The sequence below is a fragment of the Vibrio mangrovi genome, from assembly GCF_024346955.1.
Lineage (GTDB): Bacteria > Pseudomonadota > Gammaproteobacteria > Enterobacterales > Vibrionaceae > Vibrio > Vibrio mangrovi.
Genome location: NZ_AP024884.1, coordinates 924364 through 949245, shown reverse-complemented (window position 1 = coordinate 949245; position 24882 = coordinate 924364). Strand labels below are relative to the sequence as shown.

The 24882-nt window shown below is 45.1% G+C and carries 18 protein-coding genes; 7 read left to right on the top strand and 11 right to left on the bottom strand.

The genetic code is table 11. The features are described from left to right. The first annotated feature begins 7 nt into the window (after positions 1 to 7). Positions 8 to 511 (top strand): TRAP transporter small permease subunit, encoded by a 504-nt coding sequence (locus OCU74_RS20320; protein WP_087482938.1) that lies wholly within the window; start codon positions 8 to 10, stop codon positions 509 to 511. Position 512: 1 nt separating this feature from the next. Beyond that, on the top strand, positions 513 to 1811 hold the full coding sequence (locus OCU74_RS20315) for a TRAP transporter large permease (RefSeq protein ID WP_087482939.1): 1299 nt from the start codon (positions 513 to 515) through the stop codon (positions 1809 to 1811). Between the two features lie 341 nt (positions 1812 to 2152). On the opposite strand, the gene OCU74_RS20310 is transcribed toward OCU74_RS20315, so the two are convergent. Then, a complete protein-coding gene (locus tag OCU74_RS20310) occupies positions 2153 to 3115 on the bottom strand; it encodes a transposase (protein ID WP_087482940.1) in 963 nt (320 codons plus the stop codon). A gap of 486 nt (positions 3116 to 3601) precedes the next feature. Here OCU74_RS20310 and OCU74_RS20305 point away from each other — a divergent pair, with 486 nt between their 5' ends. The 3 genes from OCU74_RS20305 to OCU74_RS20295 all read left to right on the top strand — a co-directional run bounded on the left by OCU74_RS20305 (position 3602) and on the right by OCU74_RS20295 (position 7279). Next, entirely contained in the window at positions 3602 to 3805 is a 204-nt protein-coding gene (locus tag OCU74_RS20305; RefSeq protein ID WP_087482941.1) for a cold-shock protein, read from the top strand. Positions 3806 to 3964: 159 nt separating this feature from the next. Further along, positions 3965 to 4354 carry a hypothetical protein gene (locus OCU74_RS20300; protein WP_087482942.1) on the top strand — a complete coding sequence of 130 codons (390 nt, stop codon included), beginning with the start codon at positions 3965 to 3967 and terminating at the stop codon, positions 4352 to 4354. Between the two features lie 264 nt (positions 4355 to 4618). Continuing rightward, positions 4619 to 7279, top strand: a complete 2661-nt coding sequence (locus OCU74_RS20295; RefSeq protein ID WP_087482943.1) for a DEAD/DEAH box helicase — start codon at positions 4619 to 4621, stop codon at positions 7277 to 7279. On the opposite strand, the gene OCU74_RS20290 is transcribed toward OCU74_RS20295, so the two are convergent. The 6 genes from OCU74_RS20290 to OCU74_RS20265 all read right to left on the bottom strand — a co-directional run bounded on the left by OCU74_RS20290 (position 7266) and on the right by OCU74_RS20265 (position 18975). Further along, a protein-coding gene (locus OCU74_RS20290; RefSeq protein ID WP_087483081.1) for an IS3 family transposase occupies positions 7266 to 8416 on the bottom strand; the annotation gives its coding sequence in 2 pieces (ribosomal slippage) (positions 7266 to 8179 and positions 8179 to 8416; 1152 coding nt in all). The two genes, OCU74_RS20295 and OCU74_RS20290, sit on opposite strands and share 14 nt — an antisense overlap. 592 nt (positions 8417 to 9008) lie before the next feature. Beyond that, the gene (locus OCU74_RS20285; RefSeq protein WP_087483034.1) at positions 9009 to 10229 is read right to left on the bottom strand and encodes an aldose 1-epimerase family protein; all 1221 of its coding nucleotides are present in this window, start codon (positions 10227 to 10229) and stop codon (positions 9009 to 9011) included. A 292-nt stretch (positions 10230 to 10521) separates the two neighbouring features. Next, positions 10522 to 13110, bottom strand: a complete 2589-nt coding sequence (locus tag OCU74_RS20280) for an ExeM/NucH family extracellular endonuclease (RefSeq protein WP_087483035.1) — start codon at positions 13108 to 13110, stop codon at positions 10522 to 10524. Positions 13111 to 13443: 333 nt separating this feature from the next. After that, the gene (locus tag OCU74_RS20275) at positions 13444 to 14640 is read right to left on the bottom strand and encodes an extracellular solute-binding protein (RefSeq protein WP_200807802.1); all 1197 of its coding nucleotides are present in this window, start codon (positions 14638 to 14640) and stop codon (positions 13444 to 13446) included. A 165-nt stretch (positions 14641 to 14805) separates the two neighbouring features. Continuing rightward, positions 14806 to 17328, bottom strand: a complete 2523-nt coding sequence (locus tag OCU74_RS20270) for a bifunctional diguanylate cyclase/phosphodiesterase (protein ID WP_087483036.1) — start codon at positions 17326 to 17328, stop codon at positions 14806 to 14808. 195 nt (positions 17329 to 17523) lie between these two features. Next, on the bottom strand, positions 17524 to 18975 hold the full coding sequence (locus OCU74_RS20265) for a RimK family protein (RefSeq protein WP_087483037.1): 1452 nt from the start codon (positions 18973 to 18975) through the stop codon (positions 17524 to 17526). 98 nt (positions 18976 to 19073) lie between these two features. Between OCU74_RS20265 and OCU74_RS20260 the strand changes: the two genes are divergently transcribed. Further along, complete coding sequence (locus OCU74_RS20260) at positions 19074 to 20192, top strand: GNAT family N-acetyltransferase/peptidase C39 family protein (protein WP_087483038.1); 1119 nt, start codon at positions 19074 to 19076, stop codon at positions 20190 to 20192. A gap of 108 nt (positions 20193 to 20300) precedes the next feature. Beyond that, positions 20301 to 20801 carry a GNAT family N-acetyltransferase gene (locus OCU74_RS20255; protein WP_087483052.1) on the top strand — a complete coding sequence of 167 codons (501 nt, stop codon included), beginning with the start codon at positions 20301 to 20303 and terminating at the stop codon, positions 20799 to 20801. Positions 20802 to 20853: 52 nt separating this feature from the next. Here OCU74_RS20255 and OCU74_RS20250 read toward each other — a convergent pair whose 3' ends face one another. The 4 genes from OCU74_RS20250 to zwf form a co-directional block, all read right to left on the bottom strand. Next, on the bottom strand, positions 20854 to 21021 hold the full coding sequence (locus OCU74_RS20250) for a hypothetical protein (protein WP_159457485.1): 168 nt from the start codon (positions 21019 to 21021) through the stop codon (positions 20854 to 20856). Between the two features lie 133 nt (positions 21022 to 21154). After that, positions 21155 to 22603, bottom strand: a complete 1449-nt coding sequence (gene gnd / locus OCU74_RS20245; protein WP_087483039.1) for a decarboxylating NADP(+)-dependent phosphogluconate dehydrogenase — start codon at positions 22601 to 22603, stop codon at positions 21155 to 21157. A 13-nt stretch (positions 22604 to 22616) separates the two neighbouring features. Continuing rightward, positions 22617 to 23333 (bottom strand): 6-phosphogluconolactonase, encoded by a 717-nt coding sequence (pgl, locus tag OCU74_RS20240; protein ID WP_087483040.1) that lies wholly within the window; start codon positions 23331 to 23333, stop codon positions 22617 to 22619. Then, positions 23330 to 24832 (bottom strand): glucose-6-phosphate dehydrogenase, encoded by a 1503-nt coding sequence (gene zwf / locus OCU74_RS20235; protein WP_200807804.1) that lies wholly within the window; start codon positions 24830 to 24832, stop codon positions 23330 to 23332. Before zwf ends, pgl begins: the two co-directional genes overlap by 4 nt. Positions 24833 to 24882 lie beyond the last annotated feature (50 nt).

The following is a 24882-nucleotide window of genomic DNA, read 5'->3' as shown; positions in this document are numbered from 1 at the left end:
GAATGTAATGAACTTATTAATTCGTACATCTCAATGGATAAATAAAATTTCTCTTGGTATTGCTGCATTTCTGATTATTTATATTTTATGTCATATCCTACTGGAGATTGTTTTACGCTTGTTTGGTATGTCGACATATGTATTGGATGAATTTGTTGGTTATGCGGTTGCCACGATGACTTTTCTTGCTCTGGGTTACAGTCTAGAGCAAGGTTCTCTAATTCGTGTGAACGCGATCATAGATCGTATTCCGGAACGTAAACGTTGGTTGTTGGATTTTGTTACATCAGCCATTGCCGCGGTTTTCTTTAGTTGGGTAGGTTTTATTTGGTGGACGACGGTATCACGAAATTTTATTAGAGGCACCACTAGCCAATCACTTGCAGCTACCCCTCTTTGGATTCCACAAGGGCTTGTCTTAATCGGTATCTTTGTTCTTTGTCTCACTCTAATAGCACGATCAATCTCTCTGTTTATGTATCACAAACCCAATAGCTATGGAGAACGTTAATATGGATATACTCTTTACGTCTTTAGGTGTGATAGCTATTTTATTTGTTGTTTTAGGTTCAGGTCTTTGGGTTTTTGCAGGATTGGCCATTGTTGCGTTTTCATCATTGGTTGTTTTTGCCGGTATGCCTATAGAACGAGTTGGGTTAATTCTAAGTCGAATTTTGTTTCGGGCAGGCAATTCCTGGGAACTATCTGCAATTCCGTTGTTTATATTTATGGGAGAACTGATTTTCCGCTCTGACATCTCGAATCGCTTGTTTAAAGGACTGGAACCATGGACTCGTATTATTCCCGGAGGAATTTTACACACAAATGTTGTGGGCTGTGCATTGTTCGCTGCGGTAAGTGGTTCAAGTTCGGCAACAACGGCAACGATTGGTAAAATTACAACTTCAGAGCTGAAACAACGTGGCTATGATCGCCAACTGTCGATTGGTTCTTTGGCTGGGGCTGGTAGTTTGGGGCTGTTGATACCACCGTCAATCGTCATGATTGTTTATGGTATTCAGGCTGAAGTTTCTATTAGCAAGTTATTTATGGCTGGCATTTTACCGGGGTTTTTAATTGCTTTTCTGTACTCCGGATACTTGATGATATGTGCTTCTATTCGGCCTCATCTGGCACCTAAAGAAACAACTTGTGATATTACTATTTATCAAAGCTTAGGTTATCTATTCCCTATATTCCTATTAATCGTTGTTGTACTTGGCGCAATTTATTCTGGCATCGCTACACCGTCTGAAGCTGCGGCTGTAGGTGTGTTTGCAACGTTGTTACTGTTATTAATAGAAAAACAATTAGATAAAAACGTCATTGTGTCCTCACTGATAGCGACCATTCAGAGTTCCACAATGGTGTGCAGTATTATGGTGAGTGCCGCGATGCTTTCAACAGCAATGGGATACTTACATTTACCGTCAGAACTAGCAAGTTGGATTGCAGAAAAGCAGTTTACTCCGGCAATGTTACTGATTGCATTGGCTTTGTTTTATATCGTGTTAGGCCTGTTTTTAGATGGAATATCTATTACGGTTATGAGCTTACCGATTACGCTTCCGATCGTTATTCAGGCTGGCTTTGATCCTTTATGGTTTGGTGTCTTTTTAGTGATTATGGTGGAGCTGGGGCAAATTACTCCGCCCGTAGGTTTTAATTTATTTGTTTTACAGGGACTCACTGGTGAAAAAATAGGTCAGGTTGCGAAAGCTTCATTTCCGTTCTTTCTGTTAATGTGCATGGCAGCACTAATTATCTGTATAGCGCCAGAGATCGCTTTATGGCTACCAAACCTGGCTTAATGTGAAACCCGAAGCTGCTAACTTAAAAATTACTGTGTAGCGGTCAAGAAAGAAGAGAAACAGAAAGAGAAACAGAGAAAGAGAAACAGAAACAGGACACGCACCTCAGGAGTGGGTTTGTTCAGAGGAGAAACAGGACACGCACCTTAGGAGTAGATTCGTTCAGAGGTTGAAGTCGTTCTGTTTTTTCTAAGCTAGCTCTTGAGGTGAGCTATTTTTTTGCTCGATTTTATGTCGGGTTATTAAATGATTAAGAGCAGTTTTGCGGGCCGATAAAGATGAATCATCGGTTTGAATGGATGACGAATGTCAGAAAGTGAATTGATATTGAACAGTATTGTTCAGGAAATATGAATCCCGAGGATTCTCTGCTTTTTGAGCTGTTGTTTCGCGAGATTAAGCCGTTTAGCTGAGCCAATCCAGAGCCTGGGTTTCTTTTCCAGCTCGGTGCAGAGTTTGAGGCATTCCTGCTGAGGTAGGGACAACCGCATGAGAATATTGGGCAGGCGTTGGTTAATATAGCCCCGTTTATCTTCCCTGATTTGCCGCCCGACCCAGTCGACCAATTCGATATAATCCATCAGCCGGAAAGGAATGCCTTGGGGTTTATCCTGATGTTCGTAGCCGATGAAATTCACTAAACCGTGGGTTTCGGTTTTTCCTTGCTCCAGTGAGGTCAGTCGGGCTTTAATCGAAGTGTACTCAGACTGCTCGGGTGTGTCAGCCATGTTCGCCCTGACCGGATTGAGGTCAACATAGGCCATTGCTGCTAACAGGGCCTTCTCATCGAGTAAAGCCTGAGATTTAAACCGTCCTTCCCAGAATCGCCCTTTGCACTGGTCTTCTTTGTTAGCGCGGACGGCAATCTCGTAATTGAGCTCTTGCATAAAACAACTGAGGGAATACAGGCGGTGACGCCAGGTATCAATGAGTTCGGTGCAGGAATCACGTTCAGCTTGAGAAATCAGCTGGCCGGCGAGAAGACGCTGAATGAGCCGGGGGAGTTGATGCTCTTGTCCCCATCGTTCAATGACCTCATGGTCAGAAAGAGAGATAGCTTTCTTTTTATCGATATAGACGACCATATGGTAATGGTTACTCATCACTGCATGAGAGCAGATTCCAATACAGTAAATAGAAGCTAATGTGAATATACGCGATTCCACCCAGTCACGGCGATGCTCATAGGATTTACCACTATAACTATCGTAACCACATAAAAATGAGCGGCGGACACAGCGGGAGACGATGTGATAGTAGGGCGTGACCTCGGGGCAAATCAGTTGTGAGCGGGCAGTTGTCATGGATACTCTCGGGATGATGAAACGTGCGTCTTATCGTGGTGGACTGAGGCGAGATAGGAAACCGATTCAACAGCTTATTCCGAGTGAGTTCAACTTTGTTGGTCATCAATGGTCAGACTGATTGCATGATGATGAGAGATTGATTAGGGCGGGTGTCCTTATTTTAGTTCTATAGGTTTTGGATGCGTTTCTCTTATCATTTGTTGATCTATTGTGATTCATGGTCGACTATGTATTTAGTTTTGTATGAAGAGTTAGATAGACACGGTCTGTAATTGTCACTTTTTTCATATGGTTTTGTGAGATAAAACAAATTGATATGGGCCTGAATTCGGTGTTTTCTGCCAGACTTATGCAGACAGTATCTGATTAAAAGATACTGTTATGTGTCCGAGAACTATGGCGATCGATTCAAAATACTAGTTTCGTAATGGTGATAGCGATACTGGTAATTTAAAACTCACCCAAATAGAGAATATAGAGAGCATGAGTAAAGGTACAGTTAAGTGGTTCAATGACGATAAAGGATTCGGATTTATTACACCTGATGATGGCAGCAAAGATTTGTTTGTTCATCACTCAGAAATACAGGCTAGCGGTCGTAAATCACTTAGGGATGGTCAGAAAGTTGAATATGTAGTGGGGCAAGGTCAAAAAGGTCCTTGTGCTACTAACGTTAAGCCACTTTAAGAGGTTTGGTCTACAGCCACGCACATAACAAATTGCTGCACCGGACCCACCTTCGTTCCGCATTTTTTGTGGCTCGCTACGATCACTTTATCACAAAAAATGCTCTGCTTCGGTGGCCCGATGAGCAAGGCGTTAGCTTTCAGGTGGTAATTTCTACATATGATAGCAAAGATAATAAAAGTAGCGGATGAAGAAGGGTTGCCAACATACCTCGAAATCGAAGGTAAAGTATATGAGGCTATGGATTGTATCGGGTATCAAAAGGCTGTGACTGAGGGTGAGATTATTGATGTTGAGCTTTCAGTTGGGATTGATGATGAAGATGAAACTTTTGAGCAGATATTTGATGGCAATCCAGATTGTATAGAAGAATTGTCTTGTACTGGCGGATGGAGTTACAAAGCCTATGGATTCATAAAGTCCGTTGATCCGGTTGTTGTTTCGTGCGGTAGCGTTCAAATAAATGAGCCATTTGAGATAAGCGATGAAAGTTTAATAGGTGAATATATCGCTTTTAATATAGTTAGGTTAGATGTGTGGGCTGTGTGAAATGAAAGCTAACAGGGCGTTCCAATTGACCTCGTACTGTCACGAATTTTGGTTCCCCAAATTATCGCCAGTAGTCGGCAATTGGACTACACGTTATACGGTACCACCCGAGTATGCGCTGTCGCCCCAACGGACATCAACTGATTGATTATTCAAAGGCCCTAAGCGGAAGTTCGTAAATTATGTGAAAGCTTACAAAGACCCTAGATACTTCCTTGAACGCCTTTTTGAATTTCAGTACAAGATAACAAAGAGAATATAACAATGAAGTTTGAACTGCCTGAAGAGCATGGTTTATCAGATCTTGCGTTGGAACACTTGGTTTTTAAAGAAGATGAACAGTATTCGCTCAGTGATGCGCAATTTGCAGCATTAGAAGCAGGTGTAGGGCGTGGAGAAAGTGTTTTAACAGTATCGCCAACATCAACCGGGAAGACGCAAATTGCACTTTGGGGTTTGGCTAATGGGGTTGAAACGGGGTGCTTTACTGTATATTTGGTAACTCATAGGGCTCTGGCAAAACAAAAGTTTGAAGATTTTAAGTCTCTCTTACTACCTACTTTACTGGAAGGTGATAAATCGTCACTTGTTATAGCTACAGGGGACTATGTGGAGGATGCCGAAGGAAATCTGCCTAGAGACCCCTTAAGTTCACGAGTATTAGTGGCAACTTACGAAAAATATCTAGCCTTACTTTCTGCATCTGGTATTCCAACAGATATGAGAAACACTGTAGTTGTTTGCGATGAAATTCAATTATTAGGCGACTTACACAGGGGGCAAAGCGTTGAGGTATTGCTCACGCTACTTAAAAACGCGGGATGGAAGCAATTTGTAGGGTTATCTGCTGTTTTGGAAGAAAAAGACTCTGCTATGTTAGCCAACTGGTTAGATGTATCGCTAGTAGTGTCACATACAAGAGAAAAACACCTAAGTTACGAGTGTTGGAACTCCAATGGAATGGGGGTCTGTAATACAGCCAACCCGGATGAAATAATTGAGAACATTCCGCTACCGGTAGGGGCTGATTTATCACCACTATCGGCGGTTGCTACGTTACTCAAAGAACCTTCCCCGCCTGTCCCCATAATAGTTTTTTGTATGAAAAAACAGGATACATATGATTTAGCGAAGTCATTTGTAGATAATTACTTGAATCCACCTCAAGGACAACTTTCATTAGCATTTGAAGATCTTCCTGAAACATCTGCAAACCAATTTCTTTCACAAGTTATCGAACACCACGTAGGTTCTCATAGTGCTGATTTAACCGATGAAGAGAGAGAAGTTGTAGAACGTCGCTTAATAGAAAATAAGTTAGATGTTGTTTTTGCTACGTCAACATTAGCAGCAGGTGTTAATTTTCCACTCGGTGCAGCTGTTTTTGCGGACTGGAAACGGTGGAACGCTAATATGCGCCAATATGTTCCTATAGACCAAGCAGAGTTTCACAATATGTCCGGCCGTGTTGGTAGGATGGGGTTTGAGCATGAAGTGGGTCGAGTGATATTTTTTTCCCGAAGCCCGGGGGATACTTTTGCCGCTAGACAGTATTTGAATTTAGGGAAGCTACTTTCTTTAGAAAGCAGAATTACACCATCAAGATTTGAGCAATTATCCTTACAATTAATTGCTTCTGGGCTTTGCACCTCTAGAGATAGTTTAATCCACTTAATCTGCTCTACGTTAAGCGGATTAAGGGAGCAAGATAACAATAACGCAAACTTTTCTACTTGGCCTGAAACTCTGAAAATTGGGGTTAGTTCGTTGTACCAAAAAGGACTTTTGCTTGAAACATCTGGCGGCAATTTAATTGTGACCCCTCTTGGAAAAGCAATAGCATTCAGTGGATTATTGCCTGACACTGGTATTAATTTATTAAACTATTGCATTCAAAAAGTTCAAGTTCTCACTACTTGCTTATCTAATGATGAGCAAAGTAGGGATGATGATAAATTTGCGTTTTTAATTGCATCTTCTTGTTTTGCCAGCCCGGAATTTAAGGCTTTTAATGGTCAGCAGCCTACTCGGTTTTTACCGTGGCCTTTGGGAAAGCAAGCCATCATTGATCCTTCTGCTCATGTTGGTGATTTATATGAGAGTATGTGGCAGGCCGATGTGTCCCCAACAAATGGTGCAAAGTTAACACTAGACTGGATTTCTGGTACAGAATTGAGAGCCTTAGAAGGCAGTTTGCCTAGTTTAACCGCCGGAATGCTAAACGAAATGTTTAGGAATTTAGTCTGGGCTATGCAAGGGCTTTCATCAATTATAATGTCAGCAACAGATTCTAGAGTACCCGTTCTTAACAGACCGCTAGCTCTTAGGAATGACGAACAACTTTTAAACCAATTACGTCAATTACCAAGGGCAATTCGCCGATTAAGTTACAGAATTAGCGAAGGGTTGCCTGACGATATTCTTTGGATGACATCTTTATCTAAAATTGAAAATGTACAAAATTTTAGATTAAGTCGTATAGAAATACTTGCCTTACGAAATCTTGGCTATCATTCGCCTGAGCAATTAATGCTTGGAACGCCAGAAGCCGATCTAGCTCGTTTAACGGCATTTCAAAAAGTAAAGCCAACCCCACATAATAAGGCGAATTGGTTGCGAGATGCGTGTCGTGATTGGAAGGTAAGCCAAAGACAAAAGGCATCCGAAAGACAAATTGAAAGAGCAAGCCGGTATTCATTAAATCAGCTATTTCATAATTATTATGACAAAAGGGGCGGTGAGTTTGAGGTTGCGTTCGAAGAGTTGTTAACAACTCTTGGCATTCAGTTTGAAAAGCTGGACGACAAAACCAAGACTGGTGCGCCTGATTACCTCTTGAAATTACTTAATTCTCCAGAAATTGTTTTGGAATTGAAGTCAAAACAAGGCGATAAAATGAATAGCCACCGAGTCAGTAGACACTAGTTAGTCTTCTCTCATATTGCTTCTCATACTCTACAGGTGACAATTGATTATTGGAACCATGCCTGCGCTTCACGTTGTAGAACATCTCTATGTATTCAAAGATATCCATGCGAGCATCTCCCCGTGTGGAGTAGATTTTGCGTTTGATTCTTTCTCTTTTCAGTAGCTGGAAAAAGCTTTCTGCCACAGCATTATCGTGACAATTACCTCGACGGCTCATACTGGCTTCTAGTCCATGTTGCTTTAAGAACTTGTTCCAGTCGTGACTTGTATACTGGCTACCTTGATCGGAATGTACAAGTACCTTTTGGATTGGAGAACGTCGCCATATAGCCATTAAAAGCGCATCCAAAACCAACTCTTTAGTTATTCGACTTTTCATCGACCAGCCAATCACTCTTCTAGAAAAAAGATCAACAACAACGGCAAGATACAACCAACCTTCATGTGTTTTTATATAGGTAATATCGGTTACCCATGATTGATTTGGAGCCGTTGGATTGAACTCTCTGGCTAATTTGTTTGCCGAAATGACATGCTCAGTACCTGCTTTAGCTCTGGGTTTACGATATCCGCGTTGTGACTGTAAGCCTTCTCGCTTCATCAAGCGATACACTTGATTGATCCCACAGGATTCACCTTCATCTCGTAGGTCACTGTATATCTTTCGATAGCCATAAACCCCGCCTGATTCCAACCAAAACTGTTTGATAAGCCCGAGAAGATATTTACGCCGTTTCTCTTGTTTGCTGTCAGGGTGTTTTAACCAGGCATAATAACCACTGGGATGAACCCCAAGGATTTTACACATCCGTCGAACAGGCCAAATAGACTGATTGGCTTTGATGAAGGCGTACCTCAGTCGGACTGGCTTGCGAAGTACACCGCGGCTTTTTTTAGTATATCCCGCTCTTCGGTGACTCTTTGCAGTTCTTTTCGAAGCCTGCGAATTTCGGCACTTTCATCAGATTGAGCTTGGTGTTGGGAGGAGTCGGGACCGTAGCGCTTCACCCAAGCATAAAGGCTGTGGGTAGTCGTCCCTAAGCGGTTGGCAACATCAGCCACACTATGACCTTTTTCCGTGACCTGTTTTACCGCTTCAATTTTAAATTCTTCTGGATATCTTTTGCTGCTCATAAGCACCTCTCTGTTAGTCATTTTGTCTAACTAAAAGGTGTCTATCAAGTCGGTGGCTATTCAAACTGGTTGATTATAATAGCTCGACCGAGGTTTTGGCTGCTTCTGAAATTCACGGTTACGGGCATACCTTTTGCTCTACATTATGTCACCCAGGCGTAGATCCTAGTGTACCGTCGGTAATTATTGCTTGTGGACGACTAAGTGTTGTAGAAAGCCATGATTTAGGTGAAGCACTGCTTCGTGTGGGAATGGGGGTTTTAACGCAAGAACAGTTGTGGCAATGGTTAACCACACCCGGTCAGGCGTTAACTGATGATATTCCATTCAGGGATTATAGTAATTAGTGTAGTGGTCAATAAAATCCGGATACATTTTTAGCGAGACTGTTTATTATTCTGTGTCACGCCCACTTTTATAAATCCAGGTATGGGGTGAGTCGGCCTTCAAAGTGGATACTGAGCTGAGACAGCGTCAGATTCCAGTTTTGCACGCAGGTGGATTTTCCTTGTATGAATACCACATTTCTCCAGCTCGTCCCCTCAATCCACACAAACACCATACGATTGAGGGGACAAGCAAGATCCCGCTTTTAGTGAACTTTCGTTAAATCAACCAGTGGTTTTTTAACCTGCTTGACGGGCGTGTTGCCCTGAATGTCGGCCACGGTTGCCAGTGCCTGATTCACTTCTTTGATATTGCGCAGCACTGTGTAAGTGACGTCAAAATGTCTGGAAGCGCCGGGTTCGATTTTTGGTACCAGTCCCAGTGGGTGTTGATACTTGGTGTTGTAGGCGTAGCTGGTTCCCGGTTCGATACCAGTGACATAACCCTGTTGCAGCGTGTCGGTGTTTTTCCAGATGGTCAGTACCGGTAGTTGTTTGATGTTATAGCCGACGGAAACGCCCTGATTACCGGCTTGGTTATGTAGGACGGCGAGCGTATTGCCCTGTTTGTCTCCGATCGGTTTCAGGTTATAAACCATCTCATCATATCCCTTGGTCGGGCCGAGATAAGTTTGCCAGTCTTGCAGACCTTTTTTCGCGTAATCGTTAAACGGTGAAATTTCGCTGGCTGCGGCGGTAATTTTTGCGCCTTTTTCCAGTATCGGACGACCAAAATTGGAGTGATAAATGATTTGATACTCGTCTTCGTAATCGGCTTTGTTGGTTAACGTGTCATGGACGGCAAACTGATTGCTGCCGGGAGTGACTGAAAACGAAGTAAGCGTGACCAGTTCTGCTTTTTTAAAGGTTCTTTCAGAGACTTCACCTTGAACCGTAATGGTATAAGGTTCCTTATCATCAATGGTGATTTTGACTGTTGAAGCCGGGGTATTCTGAAGACGGCCATGCAGACTGAGCAGTTGCCCGTTATCATCGACACCCGGGTGTCCGGTCCATTCATAACCACAGCGAACCATCATCTCATTGAAACCATCCAGCCAGCCCAGACCGTTGCGGCTTTCCAGATCGATAAAGGCCGGATTGACGATTTCTTTGACCGGAGAATCCCAGCCGAGAATCCGTTTCCCGTCTCTTTTGACATTAAATATTCCCATGCCACGGGTCGGAACTAAGGTAATTTCCAGCTCTCCGTTATTGATGATCAGTGTTTCGACTCCGGCTTGCTTACCACCGTGTAACTGACGTTTTTCGATAGAGAACGGTTGTTGAATACCCAGATCTTTATTGGTGACTTTCCACGCACCGACATCAATATTGGTTGTGGCATCGGTCAGCACGAATTCTGCGGCATTAACCAGACCGGGGGCAGCGATGATGAGGGCGGCGACGAGTGGTTTAATCTTCATGACGTTTGATCCTTGGTTATTGGTTTCATTGTTATTGTGTTGAACTACAGCTTATTGTTACTGAGTTATGGTTTACTGAATCGATTCAGCTAATAACATACAAACTCAGAATTCAGGATCAAATGCAAATCAGTGAAGGTGTGACCAAATTCTTATGTTTGACAGAATGCTGACCAATTTCTGATTGATGAATCACGTTCAGCAATTGAGGAATAATTGTGCGGTTTGGGGGAAAGAGAGTGAGTCGGTTTGCAGTATCAGGGGACTGATTGTCCCCTGATTTTCGGTGTGATTATGCTTTACGTCTGATTGCCAGTAGTCCGAATAAGGAAACCAGCAACATACCGCCGACAGAACCACCCATTTCCAGTTCCAGTACGGCTGGATCGTGGTCTGAAGCACGATATTGATCGTGGTATCTGGGCAGATCACCTTTATATTTGTTTGTGTAGTCAAACAGCGGTGATTCAGCCGCGTTGATATGCCAGTCTGTTGCATCGACAACATACGTTTTCAGGCTCGGGCTAATCAGAATATGGTCTAAAGAACCAACCTCATCATTGTACGAGTAGCTCCAGTTGTCCGGATGGATCATATTCAGAGCACTGAGATAACCATATCCGTGCGTGATGTCGGCACCCTGATCACCAAACTGAGTTTCTCCGTTGATGACGGTGTTTCTTGCCGCATGGATGGTTTTTCCGTATTTCTCCGGTGTGTAGTCGGTCAGAACCAACAGTGGATCTTCTTTACCATAGGCATTCAGATCGCCGAGGATAACCTGATGTCCGGGGATCTCTTTTAACGCTTCTCCCAAAGCTACGGCAGCAGCGACCCGGAAGTTTTCACATGATCCCTGGAAATCCGCATCCTGCTGGCCTTGTCCGCCATCTGCAACAGCGGCAGCATCTTCCCAGCAGGTTGAGCCTTTGGATTTAAAGTGGTTCACAGCAACAGTAAGCTCTTGCTCTTTTCCTGAGTTGGCGCGGACTTTAAAGGTCGGTGCCAGTGTTTCCCGCTGGTAGTTCTTACCGTCTTCAATCATATTGCCGTCTTTATCAAACACTTCCGGTGCCTGCTGGGATGGCATGTGAATAACACGTGGCGTTGCCAGTGTGACAGCCTGACTACGATAGATGATGCCGGTGGTAATTGCATCGGTGCCAACGGTATCACGGGCATCGATTTCACCATCCTGATTGCTATCGATGGCAACATAGTGGTAGCGGTTTTCCGGTTCGGCAATATTCAGGTTGAGCTGTTCAACCAACTGATGAATCGCGCCGCCATCACCGAAGCCGTTATTTTCAATTTCCATCAGACCAATAATGTCGGCATCCAGTTTCAGGATGGCACGTACAATTTTTTCCTGCTGGATTTCAAACTCAGCGTCACTTTTGGCACCACGATTACTTCCATAAGGATTTGCATCGCCACCAAACGGTGAATTGAAATAGTTCAGCACGTTAAAGGTCGCAATACGCAGGTTACCTTGCTGTAATTGTGGTGCTGACTGGCGGGGTGAGTTGTGAACAAAGTTATCCTGAGTCAGAGTGTTGGTCATAATCAGACGATAATCACCGTAACTGTAGGTCAGAACACCTTCGGCACCGCTGAGAGTGTCATTGACCCGGATATAATCTTCGGTAGAACCATCCTGATCAATGTCGCTGCGGCCGAATTGAGGATAGTAAGGGATGGCACCATTATCTGCGACTTGGTCCGACTCAATAAACAGACGGTGCTGTGCGTTTTCTTCACTTTGCTGTCTGGCCTGTTCGGAACCTGCGGCAAAATTCTGGTTCGGCTGGGTATTCAGGCGGCCCTGAGCCAGTACCATATTGTTGCGTCTGGCGTCATAGTCGTAACTGAATGTCCGGGTGACCCGCATATCCAGATTCTGTGGCAGATTGACCAGCATGCCTTCGTAGCGTTCCAGCGTCTGGGCAAAATTGTCATCAGACTCGAGAGGGACAATGTCGGTTGCCTGTGGCGCAGCCTGCTCTCCGAGCTTAACCCATTGACGGTTGTCGGCCAGCAGTTCGGTCAGATTATAATATTCACTGACTTTTCCTTTGGCACAGACGACATCTCCGGGCTGTAAGTCAGAAGCTGACTGACCAGTATAAATAAAGAGACCTTCAGATGTATTGTCGTTGTAGTCATTCTCCAGCGCCTGAAGGTAGAATCCTTTGGTCAGCCCGGTTGTGACTGCGCTGACGACACCCTGAACCGCGTATTCGCCGTCGGTTGTATTGGCTGAGCCGCTGAGAAGCGGAGAACGGCTGCCTTCGCCCTGAATTTCCTGAATCGGTGTAAAGGATTCACCTTCACAGGTAAATGTTGAAACCGTACTGTCCAGAGAACCGAGCCCGTCAATATTATTGGCCGCAGCGGTTGTCCATTGCGCAGCAATATAGGTGGATGACGGCGTGAGGCTGTCAGCCAGCCGGGATAAGGTCACATCTTTGGCAAAATAACTGCCGCCCATTGCACCGATCACGTCATGTTCGGAACCGTTTAACAGCAGAGCAATCGGATCGTTACCGTTAAAGTTCACGACGGTATTGTCGGTTTCATTGCTCAGGGCCAGAATTTCACTACTGGCCTGACTATTGGCAATCACAAATACGCCGTGAGCCGGAATTGTCCGCCCATCAAGAGGAAGCTGGTTTTCCCACGCTCCGCTGCCGTTGGTTGATTTTGCCAGAGCATAGCCGTCCAGAGAAACCGATGCATCTCCGGTATTGGCAATCTCGATAGCTTTGTTTAATCCTGAGCCTTCAACATATTGTGAAAGAATAATATCGGCATGTGCCGATAGTGAAAGTGTGCTTCCGATGACTATCGAAAGATATGATAACGAAGATTTTAATTTCATTTTGTGACCACCTGACGTTGCCTTCCATTGTCATATGAGATTTATAAAACAGATTGATAAATGGTCAGAACCGGCAATGATTTATCGGAACTGACGATTACTTATCAAACCGATAGCTAATTTATTAAACAGATAACTATTTATTTAACAGATAGCTATTTATTTATCAGATAACTATTCCGTGGCTTAGTTTTACTTTTTAATATGAAACTAAAAATACATTTCAATGAATTTGAGATTTATGTCGCATAACTAGCATCAATAAGTTGATATTAGTCACGTTTTATATGCAACAAAAAATGCTTTCTATCGGAGGGAATCAAGAAAGAGATGTCATGGTGTTGATGATTTCACTGGTAGTGGAAACCCGTAACCTTTGTTGTGCTCTATAGCTGCTTCAATATTATCGACGGCATAATCCAGAGCAATCTGAGGGTCTTCGCCGTCCAGTATGGCGTTGATTGCTTTTTTGTAACTGGAGGAAATCACCGCATAGGCAGGAGTTTCCGGTCTGACTTTGGCAAAACGGGCCGAGAATTCGTAGAAAATACGCCATTTCCCATTCGGGGCAAAATCCTGAGTCAACGAAGTAGCAGCAGGAAGTGTCGGAATAGCATTTGCTGAAATCGAGACAGTGGCTATTTCTTTGGTGGAAACCATATGGGTCAGGAAAGCTTTTGCTCCTTCGGGATACGGGCAGTCTGTTGTGACTGCCCATTGCCAGGAACCACCACCGATGACTGGGCCATGACCAAAATCCGGCACGGGCAGAATCGCGAGATCATCACCTAATACCCGCTCGAATTCTCCGACAGCCCAGGAACCATGATACTGAATCGCAACTCTGCCGGTGAGCAGCCCTTTATCATCGGCTGGATGACGCTCAATGTAGTGATTCGTAACCAGTGAATAGAGCCAGTGACCGAATTCAATTGCTTTGGGTGAGTTGAGAATACCGTTGACTTCAACATAGTTATTACGGTTGATGAGATCGGCTCCCCAGGACAGCATCATTGGCGATAAAGCATACGGAAGCCATTCAGTCATGTCGTTACTCCGGATATCGAATGGATATTGATAGGTTCTGGTGGCTTTGATTTTATCCAGAACTTCCATGAATTCGTCTTTGCTCCATGGATGTGTCAGGGTTGGTGTGCGAACCCCAATTTTTTTGAGCAGCGACTTGCGGGTAAACAGTGCCAGAGCAGCGTCAAATTGTCCGACAGAATAGGTTTTTCCCTGATAGGTTCCCTTGCCTGATGAATTCAATGCGTCGAGAATTCGGGCATCGATCAGGCCGTCCAGCGGACGCAGAAACTGATTCCAGGCAAAGTTGGGCACCAGTGGTTGATCGAGGTCGATGACGCAAGGGAGTTGTTCTGCTTTTGCTGCCGCAGTGATGAGTTGGGTATAGGAGGCTTCCGGGATGTTCTCCTGAACAATTTTCCATCGATGCTGCGATTGATTGAACCGCTCAACAGCCATTGCAGAAGCCTTCATTTCCCGAATATTGGCTAAATGGCGCCACATTGTGATCTCTGTCGGGGCTGCCACGGACACCGCAGAACATCCCCATAATAGGATGGCACTGTATAATCTGTATTTAGACCCTCTGCTGGCGTATTGCATACCATTTCCCATTTTCTCTGCTTCCTTATGGCTGATCCCGGTTAAACAGCATACTTGCACACCAGGCTAGTACGAGTATGGAAAGTTGTTGACGTAAGCGCTGTAATAATTTTTATAACGGTGTGTGAGCTGCTCAAATGTGAGTGGGCGGTCAAAATAGAATCCCTGAACTAAATCGCAGTGATATTCGATGAGCTGTTCATACTGTTCTTGTGTTTCAACACCTTCAGCTACTACCGTCATACCGCTGAATTTGCCGATACCAATGATCATTTTAACCAGCATATTGCTTTGCTGATTGTTCAGCATCCGGTCGATAAAACAGCGATCAATCTTAATTTCTGTTAACGGCAGGTTATTGATATAACTCAGAGAAGAATAACCTGTGCCAAAGTCGTCCAGTGAGATTCCGAATCCGTGTACCCGAAGCTGATTCAGAATCGGTATCGCAGTTTCCAGTTTGTTAATTAAGATATTTTCGGTAATTTCCAGCGTAATGCGATGAGTATGAATCCCGATCTCACTACATATTTCCGCCAGTTGTTCCGGGAAGTGGGGTGTCACTAACTGAGTGGGTGATACATTGACCGATAGCTGTACGGCATTATGACCGTTGGGAGATAAGCGGTAAATTTCCTCACAGGCGCGGCGGAAAACGAATAAGCCAATATCATGGATGAGCCCGGTTTCTTCTGCTGTTTCAATGAATTTTGCCGGCGGAACATTGCCCAGACGTGGATTATTCCAGCGTATCAATGCTTCAACGCTTACCAGCCGGTGTCTGTTGGCTTCTATCTGGGGTTGGTAACAGACGCTGAATTCCTGATTAATCAGTGCCCGTTGCAGCTCATGATGAATGTTCAGATCGAGTTGCACCTGCTCATTAATATGTTGATCGTAAAATAGAATCTGTCCCTTTTTGATTGCTTTGGAATGGTAAAGAACGATGTCGGCTTTGCGAATCAGCGCAGCCGGATCATCACTATCATCCGGATACATACTGATACCGATACTACAGCCCACGGATAAAATTTTTCCGCCGATTACAAATTGTTCATCAAACAGGCGGCGGATGATTTCAGCTTTTTCTCTGGCTTCATCGGTACCTTGTAAATCCGCACAGCAGAAAATGAACTCGTCACCGCCAAAACGGGCCACGAGATCTGTTTCTTCCAGTACGGATTCGAACTGGCGGCTGATTGAACACAGAAGCTGATCTCCCGTCGCATGTCCGTGTAGATCATTGATATGTTTGAAATCATCCAGATCGACAAACATAATGGCGGCGTGGGTGCCGTGTTTCTTTGATAAGTTGATACTTTCCTGAATTTTTTTCTGGAGGGACAGACGATTTGGTAATCCTGTCAGGGCATCATGTAGCGCCATGAATTCCATTTTATCTTTGCTGTTTTCCAGTTCATTTACATCGTCAACGATACGTTGCTGAAAAGTATTGAACCGGCGGGCGATCAGGTGGCTGACATACAGGGAAACAACGATCAGCAAAAGGATGGAGACGATACCGAGAGTACTCAGTTTAGCCAGACTCTGCTTTTTATACTGTGAGAGCTGATGTGCCTGTGAGCTGAGGTATTTCTCGTAGACCTGAGAGTAAAATCCGGTTCCGACAATCCAGTCCCAGCCTTTGATTTCAGTGACATAACTGACTTGTTCCAGCGAAATTTTTCCATCGACCGTCAGTGGTTTCTGATAGCGGATATAACCGCCACCGTTACGAACCTGTGCCAGAATCTGCTGTCGTAACGAGTCATCAATTTTTTTTCCGACAGTAAGTTCCGGGCCTAAAAAGTCATTGTAGTGATGGGCAAGTAATGTGCCTTGTTTGTCGATGATAAAGAAGTATCCGCCTTCTCCGTACTCATATTCAGAGATCCACTCAAGAATTTCTTTTTTCAGAGCATTCTCAAAAGCAGTCACATATTCACCGGTACCGATGTACCAGTGATAAGGTTCAAATGTTTTGGCAAAACCGATTTTCTGAAAGTCCTGCTGGTTTGACTGACCCGGTTTTTGAAACCACCACTGGTAGAATCCTTCCTGTGAATGTTCAAACTTTTTGATGAAGTTGCGGATAAAGTAAGTTCCCCGGCTATCCTGAAGATCAAGGATCGACGTCCCTTCAAGCTCTGGTCTTAAGCCGTTCATCACACTGATACCCTGCTGGGTAAAGATGAAAAAGTAGCCTCGTTCGTTGAAGAAGTGGAGAGGGCGCAGGGCATCGGTAATCAGATGGACTATTTCCGCTTTAGGTTTTCCCTGGTTGCTATTGTAGATGTAGTGCGCAACATGATAGGCCTCATAGACTCGCTGTTTAGCGTGATCTTTTAGCTTTGCTTCTGATAAAAAACGCTCAGTCCGGACTTTTCTGATGACATAACGAACCTGTTCGCGAATTTTTTCACGCTGCGTGTTGAGAAGTTCTGCCCGCAAATTTTCAATGCTGTACTGAGCCATCGATTGGTTGTCTTCAATCGCAATGATATTAACGGCGATTGCAAATAGGGTGACAACGATAACTGGGGCATAACGAATAATATGTAATAGTTTTTTATTATCGAGTTTTAGCATTAATGTCAGTGTTTACAACATGGACTTCATTTTGAGTATAGAACAGGGATAAAACGGTCCGGTGCGGGACACTAAGGATGTGAGATGATTTCATCCTTACGGAACCGGTTTTGTTTCTTTTTTGAGTGATCTATCAACAAAAAAGCCTGCAACATTGCAGGCTTCTGAAAAATATGAGAGGTGTGACTGACCCGGTCAGAATCCCCGCATCTGAATGCGACGCAGGAACTCAGTCATAATCCGGTCATAGAGTAAGTCTCCCAGAAAAGCATCTTCGACATGATGATCAATACTGGGGTTATCATTGACCTCAATCACATAGACCTGACCATCTATTTCTTTTAAATCAACTCCATACAGGCCACTGCCGATGAGGTTCGCGGCCTTCAGGGCTGTATCAATCACATTTTTGGGAACCTGTTTCAGATCCAGGGTTTCGAAACTACCGGAAGTTGTCCGGCCGTTATTATGGTGATGATAAATTTGCCAGTGGCCACGGCTCATCATGTATTTACAGGCGAAAATGGCTTGTCGGTTGAGTATGCCGATACGCCAGTCGAAGTCGGTTGGCATAAATGCCTGAGCCAAAATCAGTGCACTTTTCTCAAACAGGGAAGCTGCTTCTTTATTGAGCTCATCAATATTACTGACTTTGATAACGCCACGCGAAAATGCACCATCGGGAATTTTCAATACCATCGGAAATGACAGTTCTGCTAACAGTTTCTCCTGCCAGCCGGGATCAAAGCTTTGCACGATAACACTTTTAGGGGCCGGGATGTGGTTACGTTGCAGCAGCTCGGTCAGAAATACCTTATTGGTACATTTCATAATGGACTCAGAATCATCCATGACCACCAGCCCCATTTTTTCCGCTGTTTTCGCAAAACGATAAGTTTCGTTGCTGATATTGGTGGTTGCCCGGATAAACAGGCCATCAAATTCTCCCAGGCGGGAGAGATGCTCTGCCGTGATGGTTTCCAGATTCATTCCCAAACGCTGAGCGGCTTTCTGAAAGCGTTTCAGTGCGGCTTTATCTGAAGGGGGCATTTTCTCTTCCGGATCAACCATCATCGCGAGGTCATAGCGGGAAGCTTTATTCTGTTTTGGGCTTTTCCAGACCTTTCTTGAGAATTTTTCCAGTGATTCGATGAAAAAATCCTGTTCGGGGTCGGTCAGATCCTGAAACGGAAATGGTCGAATGGCTTTGATATGCCATTGGTGATTATGTTTGGACAGTTCAATATGAATCACCGGGATCATAAACTGCTCAAACAGATGGCGGGCCAGTTTCTCCAGCCCTTTCTGCGGTGTACGGCCAAAATAAATTTTGCACTGAAGTTGGTGTTCTGAAGGACACAGTTTATTCAGTTTCAGCAGATTTGAAGAATGCAGAAAAGGCTGATGAATGTCATTAATCGCCATCACCCGGGGAATGACTCTGTGTCCTCTTGCTTCGGCCATGAGGGAGCAGTAGTAACCGCTGGTCATATAATCATAACTGCGGCATAAGTTGACGACCTGAATGGATTTATGGGTCGGTTTCCAGTTCGTGTCGAGATAGTTTTGGACACTGATGACCTGATCGGAAGGAAAATACTGGTGCCAGTCATCAGTATGATCGGTCACAATGAAAAGATTTGCCATGTGCTATATTTCCGGTTGCATGATATCAAGTCTCTTGTAGAGATCTGCGTATCGACATAATATTGCATCGCAATCCTTTTAACCTTTTGAGGTATCGTATGAACATCCGTCATGCGACCCACACTGATCTTTCTGCGCTAAATGCACTAGAGCAACAGCTTTTTTCCGGAGACAGGATTTCACCGCGTCAAATGCGGCGTTTCCTGAAATCGGAGCACGCCGCCATTTTTGTGGCTGAATCCGGTACTGCTGAATCCGCGGTTACCGAATCCGGAACACAACTGGCTGGCTATGCTTTACTTCTGTTTCACCAAGGTACACAGCTATCAAGGTTATATTCGATTGCCGTAAACCCCGACTTCAGAGGACGTGGCATTGCCCGGCAACTTATGGAGCAATGTGAGCGTGCAGCTCTTGATCAAGGTGCCTGTACATTACGGCTAGAAGTGCGTGATGACAATAGGGCAGCATTAAAATTATATGAAAAAATGGGCTATAAACGGCTCAGAATTCTGGTCCATTATTACGATGACCAATGTGACGGTATCCGGATGCAGAAACGGCTTGATCCGCATGAGCCACGGCTGGAAATTCCGATTCCGTTATATGTACAAACCACACCGTTTACCTGTGGTGCTGCTTGCCTTTTAATGAGCTTCGCCCGTTTTCAGCCGGATACCGAGTTAAGTCGTACACATGAATTGCAGCTATGGCGTGAAGCGACCACAATTTATATGACTTCCGGGCACGGTGGCTGTAGCGGACACGGACTGGCTCTGGCTGCTGCCCGGCGGGGGTTCAATGTCGAACTGTGGAGCCGTTCTCCGACAGTACCGTTTATTGATGGTGTCAGAGATCCGAATAAGAAGTCAGTGATTGAACTGGTGCATCAGGACTTTTGCCAACAGCTTGCAGAAAAACAGAATGTCACGGTCATTGACTCGCCACCGACCCAAGCCCAGTTTGAAACATGGCTAGAGCAGGGCGCATGTGTCTTGCTGTTGATCAGCACCTATCGCTTTACCGGCAATAAAGAACCACACTGGATTTTACTCAGCGGCATGAGCGAACACTTTTTCTTTATCCACGATCCTCATGTTGATGATGAGTCTGACGTCGTTACTGCGCCCTACATCCCGGTCGGTAAAGCCGTACTGAGCCAGATTATCGGCTATGGCAAACAGAAACAGACTTCTTGTGTGGTGATTCGGGGTTAGTGGTTTGGGGAGATTGATAAACTGGTGCGCATAACATACATGCCAATGAAAAATGATATGTTAACCGAATATTTTCTTTTATTTATTCCACAAGGATCAGGAGAAGAAATGAATATCAGAGACGTTTGCTCAGATGATGCGGCTGCGATTGCAGAGATCTACAACCATTATATCGACAATACGGTGATTACCTTTGAAGAGGAGCCGGTAGCAGCAGATGTGATTGCGCAACGCATCCGTAAGATTCAACAGGCGGGTTTGCCCTGGCTGGTGGCGGAATCGGAAGATGGCGTTGTACTTGGCTATGCTTATGCATCACTGTGGAAGGAAAGAAGTGCTTATCGCTTTACGGTAGAAAGTTCCGTTTATCTGGCGAAGGATACCCGAGGGAAAGGTGTGGGAAGTACACTTTACCGGAGTTTACTGACATGGCTGCAACAGCGGGGGATTCGTCATGTGATGGGTGTGGTTGCTTTACCAAATGAGCGAAGTGTCGGGTTACACGAGAAGCTGGGATTTATGAAAGTCGGGGAGTTTAAGGAGATTGGCTTTAAATTCAACCGGCCGGTTTCTGTCGGCTACTGGCAGCTTGAACTGAATATCGCCTAACACGAACGTCCATGACGTGTCAGGTCAATGAGATTTTTATGTTTCGCTTCCATTATGCGCACTTTTTATATTCAACGGCAGAAGATTCTTGCATACCAAGTTCCTGAGCCTGACGAACCAGACGTTCTCTTTCTGTTTCTACGGTTTCGGTTTGTGCGGATGAGCGAAACGTTTCGATTTCAAGTTCTGCTGGTACGAAGACATGGTGTTTATTGAACATTTCTTAATCTCTCTTGTTGTGTTGATTATGAAAGAAGATGCTGCCTGAGCTCAGGCAGCATCTGAAGAAAGCACAAATTATAATCACAAATGTGTTAATAATCGACCATTATTTGCGATCTAATTTTGTATTTTCAGACATCGTAAGTCGTGGAGGCTGTATCACCGCCGGTTCCGGTCCAGTTGGTGTGGAAGAATTCTCCACGTGGACGGTCGATGCGCTCATAAGTGTGTGCACCGAAGTAATCCCGCTGAGCCTGAAGCAGGTTCGCTGGCAGACGCGCTGTTGTGTAGCCGTCAAGGAATGTCAGTGCCGACGTGGTACAAGGCATCGGAATTCCGGTTTCCAGAGATTTCGCAGCAACTTTACGCCATGCAGCAAGACACTGATCCAGAATACCTTTGAAATAAGGATCTGAACCCAGGAATGCCAGTTCAGGATTGGCGTCATATGCGTCTCTGATATTGCCAAGGAAAGCTGAACGGATAATACAGCCGCCTCTCCACATGAGTGCCACATTTCCGTAGTTGAGTTCCCAGCCGTTTTCATCAGAAGCTTCGCGCATCAGCATAAAGCCTTGTGCGTAAGAGATGATTTTTGAAGCCAGCAATGCCTGACGTAGCGCATCAACCCATTCCTGTTTGTCACCATCAACCTTCGCGATGCTTTTTCCGAACAGAGCTTCGGCAGCAACACGCTGATCTTTCAGTGCTGATACACAACGGGCAAAGACAGATTCACTGATCAGTGTCAGTGGAATGCCCAGATCCAGCGCATTAATACCGGTCCATTTACCGGTGCCTTTCTGGCCTGCTGTATCAAGAATCTTTTCAACCAGCGGGCTACCGTCTTCATCTTTGTAACCCAGGATTTCTGCCGTGATTTCAATCAGATAGCTATCCAGCTCAGTTTTGTTCCAGTCGCTGAAAGTCTGTTGCATTTCTTCATGGCTCAGACCCAGACCGTCTTTCATGAACTGATAAGCTTCACTGATTAGCTGCATGTCACCATATTCGATGCCGTTGTGAACCATTTTCACGAAGTGACCTGCACCATCGTTACCAACCCAGTCACAGCAGGGTTCACCAGCGTCAGTTTTGGCAGAAATTGCCTGGAAGATAGGCTTCACCGCAGCCCAGGCTTCCGGAGCTCCACCCGGCATGATTGACGGTCCGAAACGAGCGCCCTCTTCACCGCCTGATACACCAGTTCCGATAAAGTGAATCCCTTTTTCTTTCAGGGCAGCAACACGGCGGTTTGTATCCGGATAGTTGGTATTTCCGCCATCGATGATAATGTCACCGGCATCCAGCAGAGGAACCAGTTGATCAATAAATGCATCAACAACTGAACCGGCACGGACCATCAGCATAACTTTGCGTGGTTTCTCCAGTTTTTCAACCAGATCTTCCATGGAGTAAGCACCGATAATGTTGGTTCCTTTTGCTGGCCCTTCCAGAAATTCATCAACTTTGGATGTGGTCCGGTTATGGGCAACCACTTTAAAACCATGGTCGTTCATGTTGAGAATCAGGTTTTGTCCCATGACCGCAAGGCCAATAACACCTATATCGCCTTTCATTGAATTTATCTCCTCACGCAATCTTTGCTGCTGCGTCTTTATCTAAATACCACTCAGTCTCTCCCTGAGATGACTGAACTTTAGCTGCAGGGTATGGCAATGCTTCTGCAGCAGTGGTGTGAATTTCGTGGACGATGTCCGCTTTGCCTGCGCCCAGTACCAGGTAACTGATTCGTTTGGCTGCCTGAAGCACTTTGGCACTTTTTGAAACCCGTAACTGTCCTGATTCAGGATGAGATGCGACAAGCGCCAGTGCTGGTTCCTGATAATTTGTTGCGCCAGGGAAAAGAGAAGCTGTATGTCCATCGGCACCCACACCCAGTAAAATCCAGTCAAACACTGGTGTACCGTCCTGAGCCGGGATCAGATCTGACATCTCCTGAGCAAAACGTTCTGCTTCAGATGCTGGATCGTTCTCACCCAGAATCCGGTGGATATTTTCTGCCGGGATCTGAATCTGACTGAACAGAAGTGCGTTTGCTTCGCCGTAGTTGCTCTCTGCATCATCCGGAGCAACACAACGTTCATCACCCCACCAGAAATGCAGGTTCTGCCACTGGATTGAGGTTGCATAAGGTGCAGAAGCCAGCAGCTTGAACAACATTTTAGGCGTACTTCCGCCTGACAGGGAAATATGAACCGGACGGCCCAGCTCACTATAAGTTTTTAAGTCATCTGCAAGAGAGTGAACGACTTCATCGGCAGTTTGAAAAATTTTGTGGTTAATCATAATTCGCAATAGTCCGTATTCGTTAAATTTTTACAGGGGAATCGCCATTCTCTGCCGTCTTTTTGCAGCAGTTCGTCCGATTCTTTAGGGCCCCAGGTTCCACAGGCGTATCCATACAGAGAAGTAGGATCTTGTTTATAGTCCAGAATAGGCTGAACAAATTTCCAGCATGCTTCAACCGCGTCTGTGCGGGCAAACAGAGTTGCATCTCCGTTTAAGGCATCCAACAACAAACGTTCATAAGCAGTCAACATTTGCGTTTCTTCCAGCGAAGCATAGCGGAATTCCATTGATGCTTCTTTCGCCCGGAAGCCGGCTCCCGGTTCTTTCAGACCGAAGCACATCAGAATGCCTTCATCAGGCTGAATCCGGATGACAAGTTTATTTTCCGGCGCATTCAGGCCGAAGACCGGATGCGGAGTCCGTTTGAAATGAATGACCACTTCGGTCACCCGGGTCGGAAGTCTCTTTCCGCTGCGCACATAGAAAGGCACACCATTCCAGCGCCAGTTATTGATAAACATCTTCAGCGCAACATAGGTTTCGGTGCGTGAATCTTCCGCAACGCCATGTTCATCACGATATCCCGGCAGGAATTGCCCCCGGACTTCAGATTCGGTGTACTGTCCGAGTACCAGATTCTGCCGCAGGTCAGTATCGCTGAGCGGTTGCAGACTTTGCAGTGCTTTATTGACTTCGTTACGGATTGAGTCAGCGTTGATCGCAGCCGGTGGTTCCATGGCTACCATAGCCAATACCTGAAGCAGGTGGTTCTGGAACATATCCCGGACAGCTCCGGAGCCATCGTAGTAACCTCCGCGCTCTTCAACACCGAGGAATTCTGCGCCGGTAATTTCAACGTAATCAATGAAATTCCGGTTCCAGAGTGGTTCGAACATTCCGTTAGCAAAGCGGAAAACCAGCAGGTTCTGTACGGTTTCTTTACCCAGATAGTGGTCGATCCGGTAGATCTGGTGTTCCTGGAAATGACGGTGAATTTCAACATCCAGATCCTGAGCGGACTGGAGATCATAACCGAATGGTTTCTCAATAATCAGACGTTTCCAGCCCTGACTTTCTTCATTCAGGCCGTGAGCTGCCAGGCAGCCGGGGATAACACCATACAGGCTTGGCGGAGTTGCCAGATAGAACAGCGTATTACGTTGTTCAAACTGATATTGTTCAGCCAGTCCTTCCAGCCGTTCAGCCAATTTGTGATAGTCATTGACGTCCGAAGTATCAATTGCCTGATAGTGAAGATGCTGACAGAAGGACTCAAGCGTTTCAGGGACGGTTTTCTCCAGTTCCTGAAGAGTTTTTTTCAATCTTTCCCGGTAGGAATCATCACTATATTCCGTTCGACTCACACCTAAAATTGCAAATGATTCTGGAAGCTGATTGTTTGCATATAGATGATATAAGGCAGGAATAAGCTTGCGGTAAGTGAGATCGCCGGAAGCACCAAAAATTACGATGCTGCTGTTTTCAGGTATTACCATCATCTTTCCCTTAAAAACGAGGTATTTAGCATGTGCTAACGGTAGCAGCA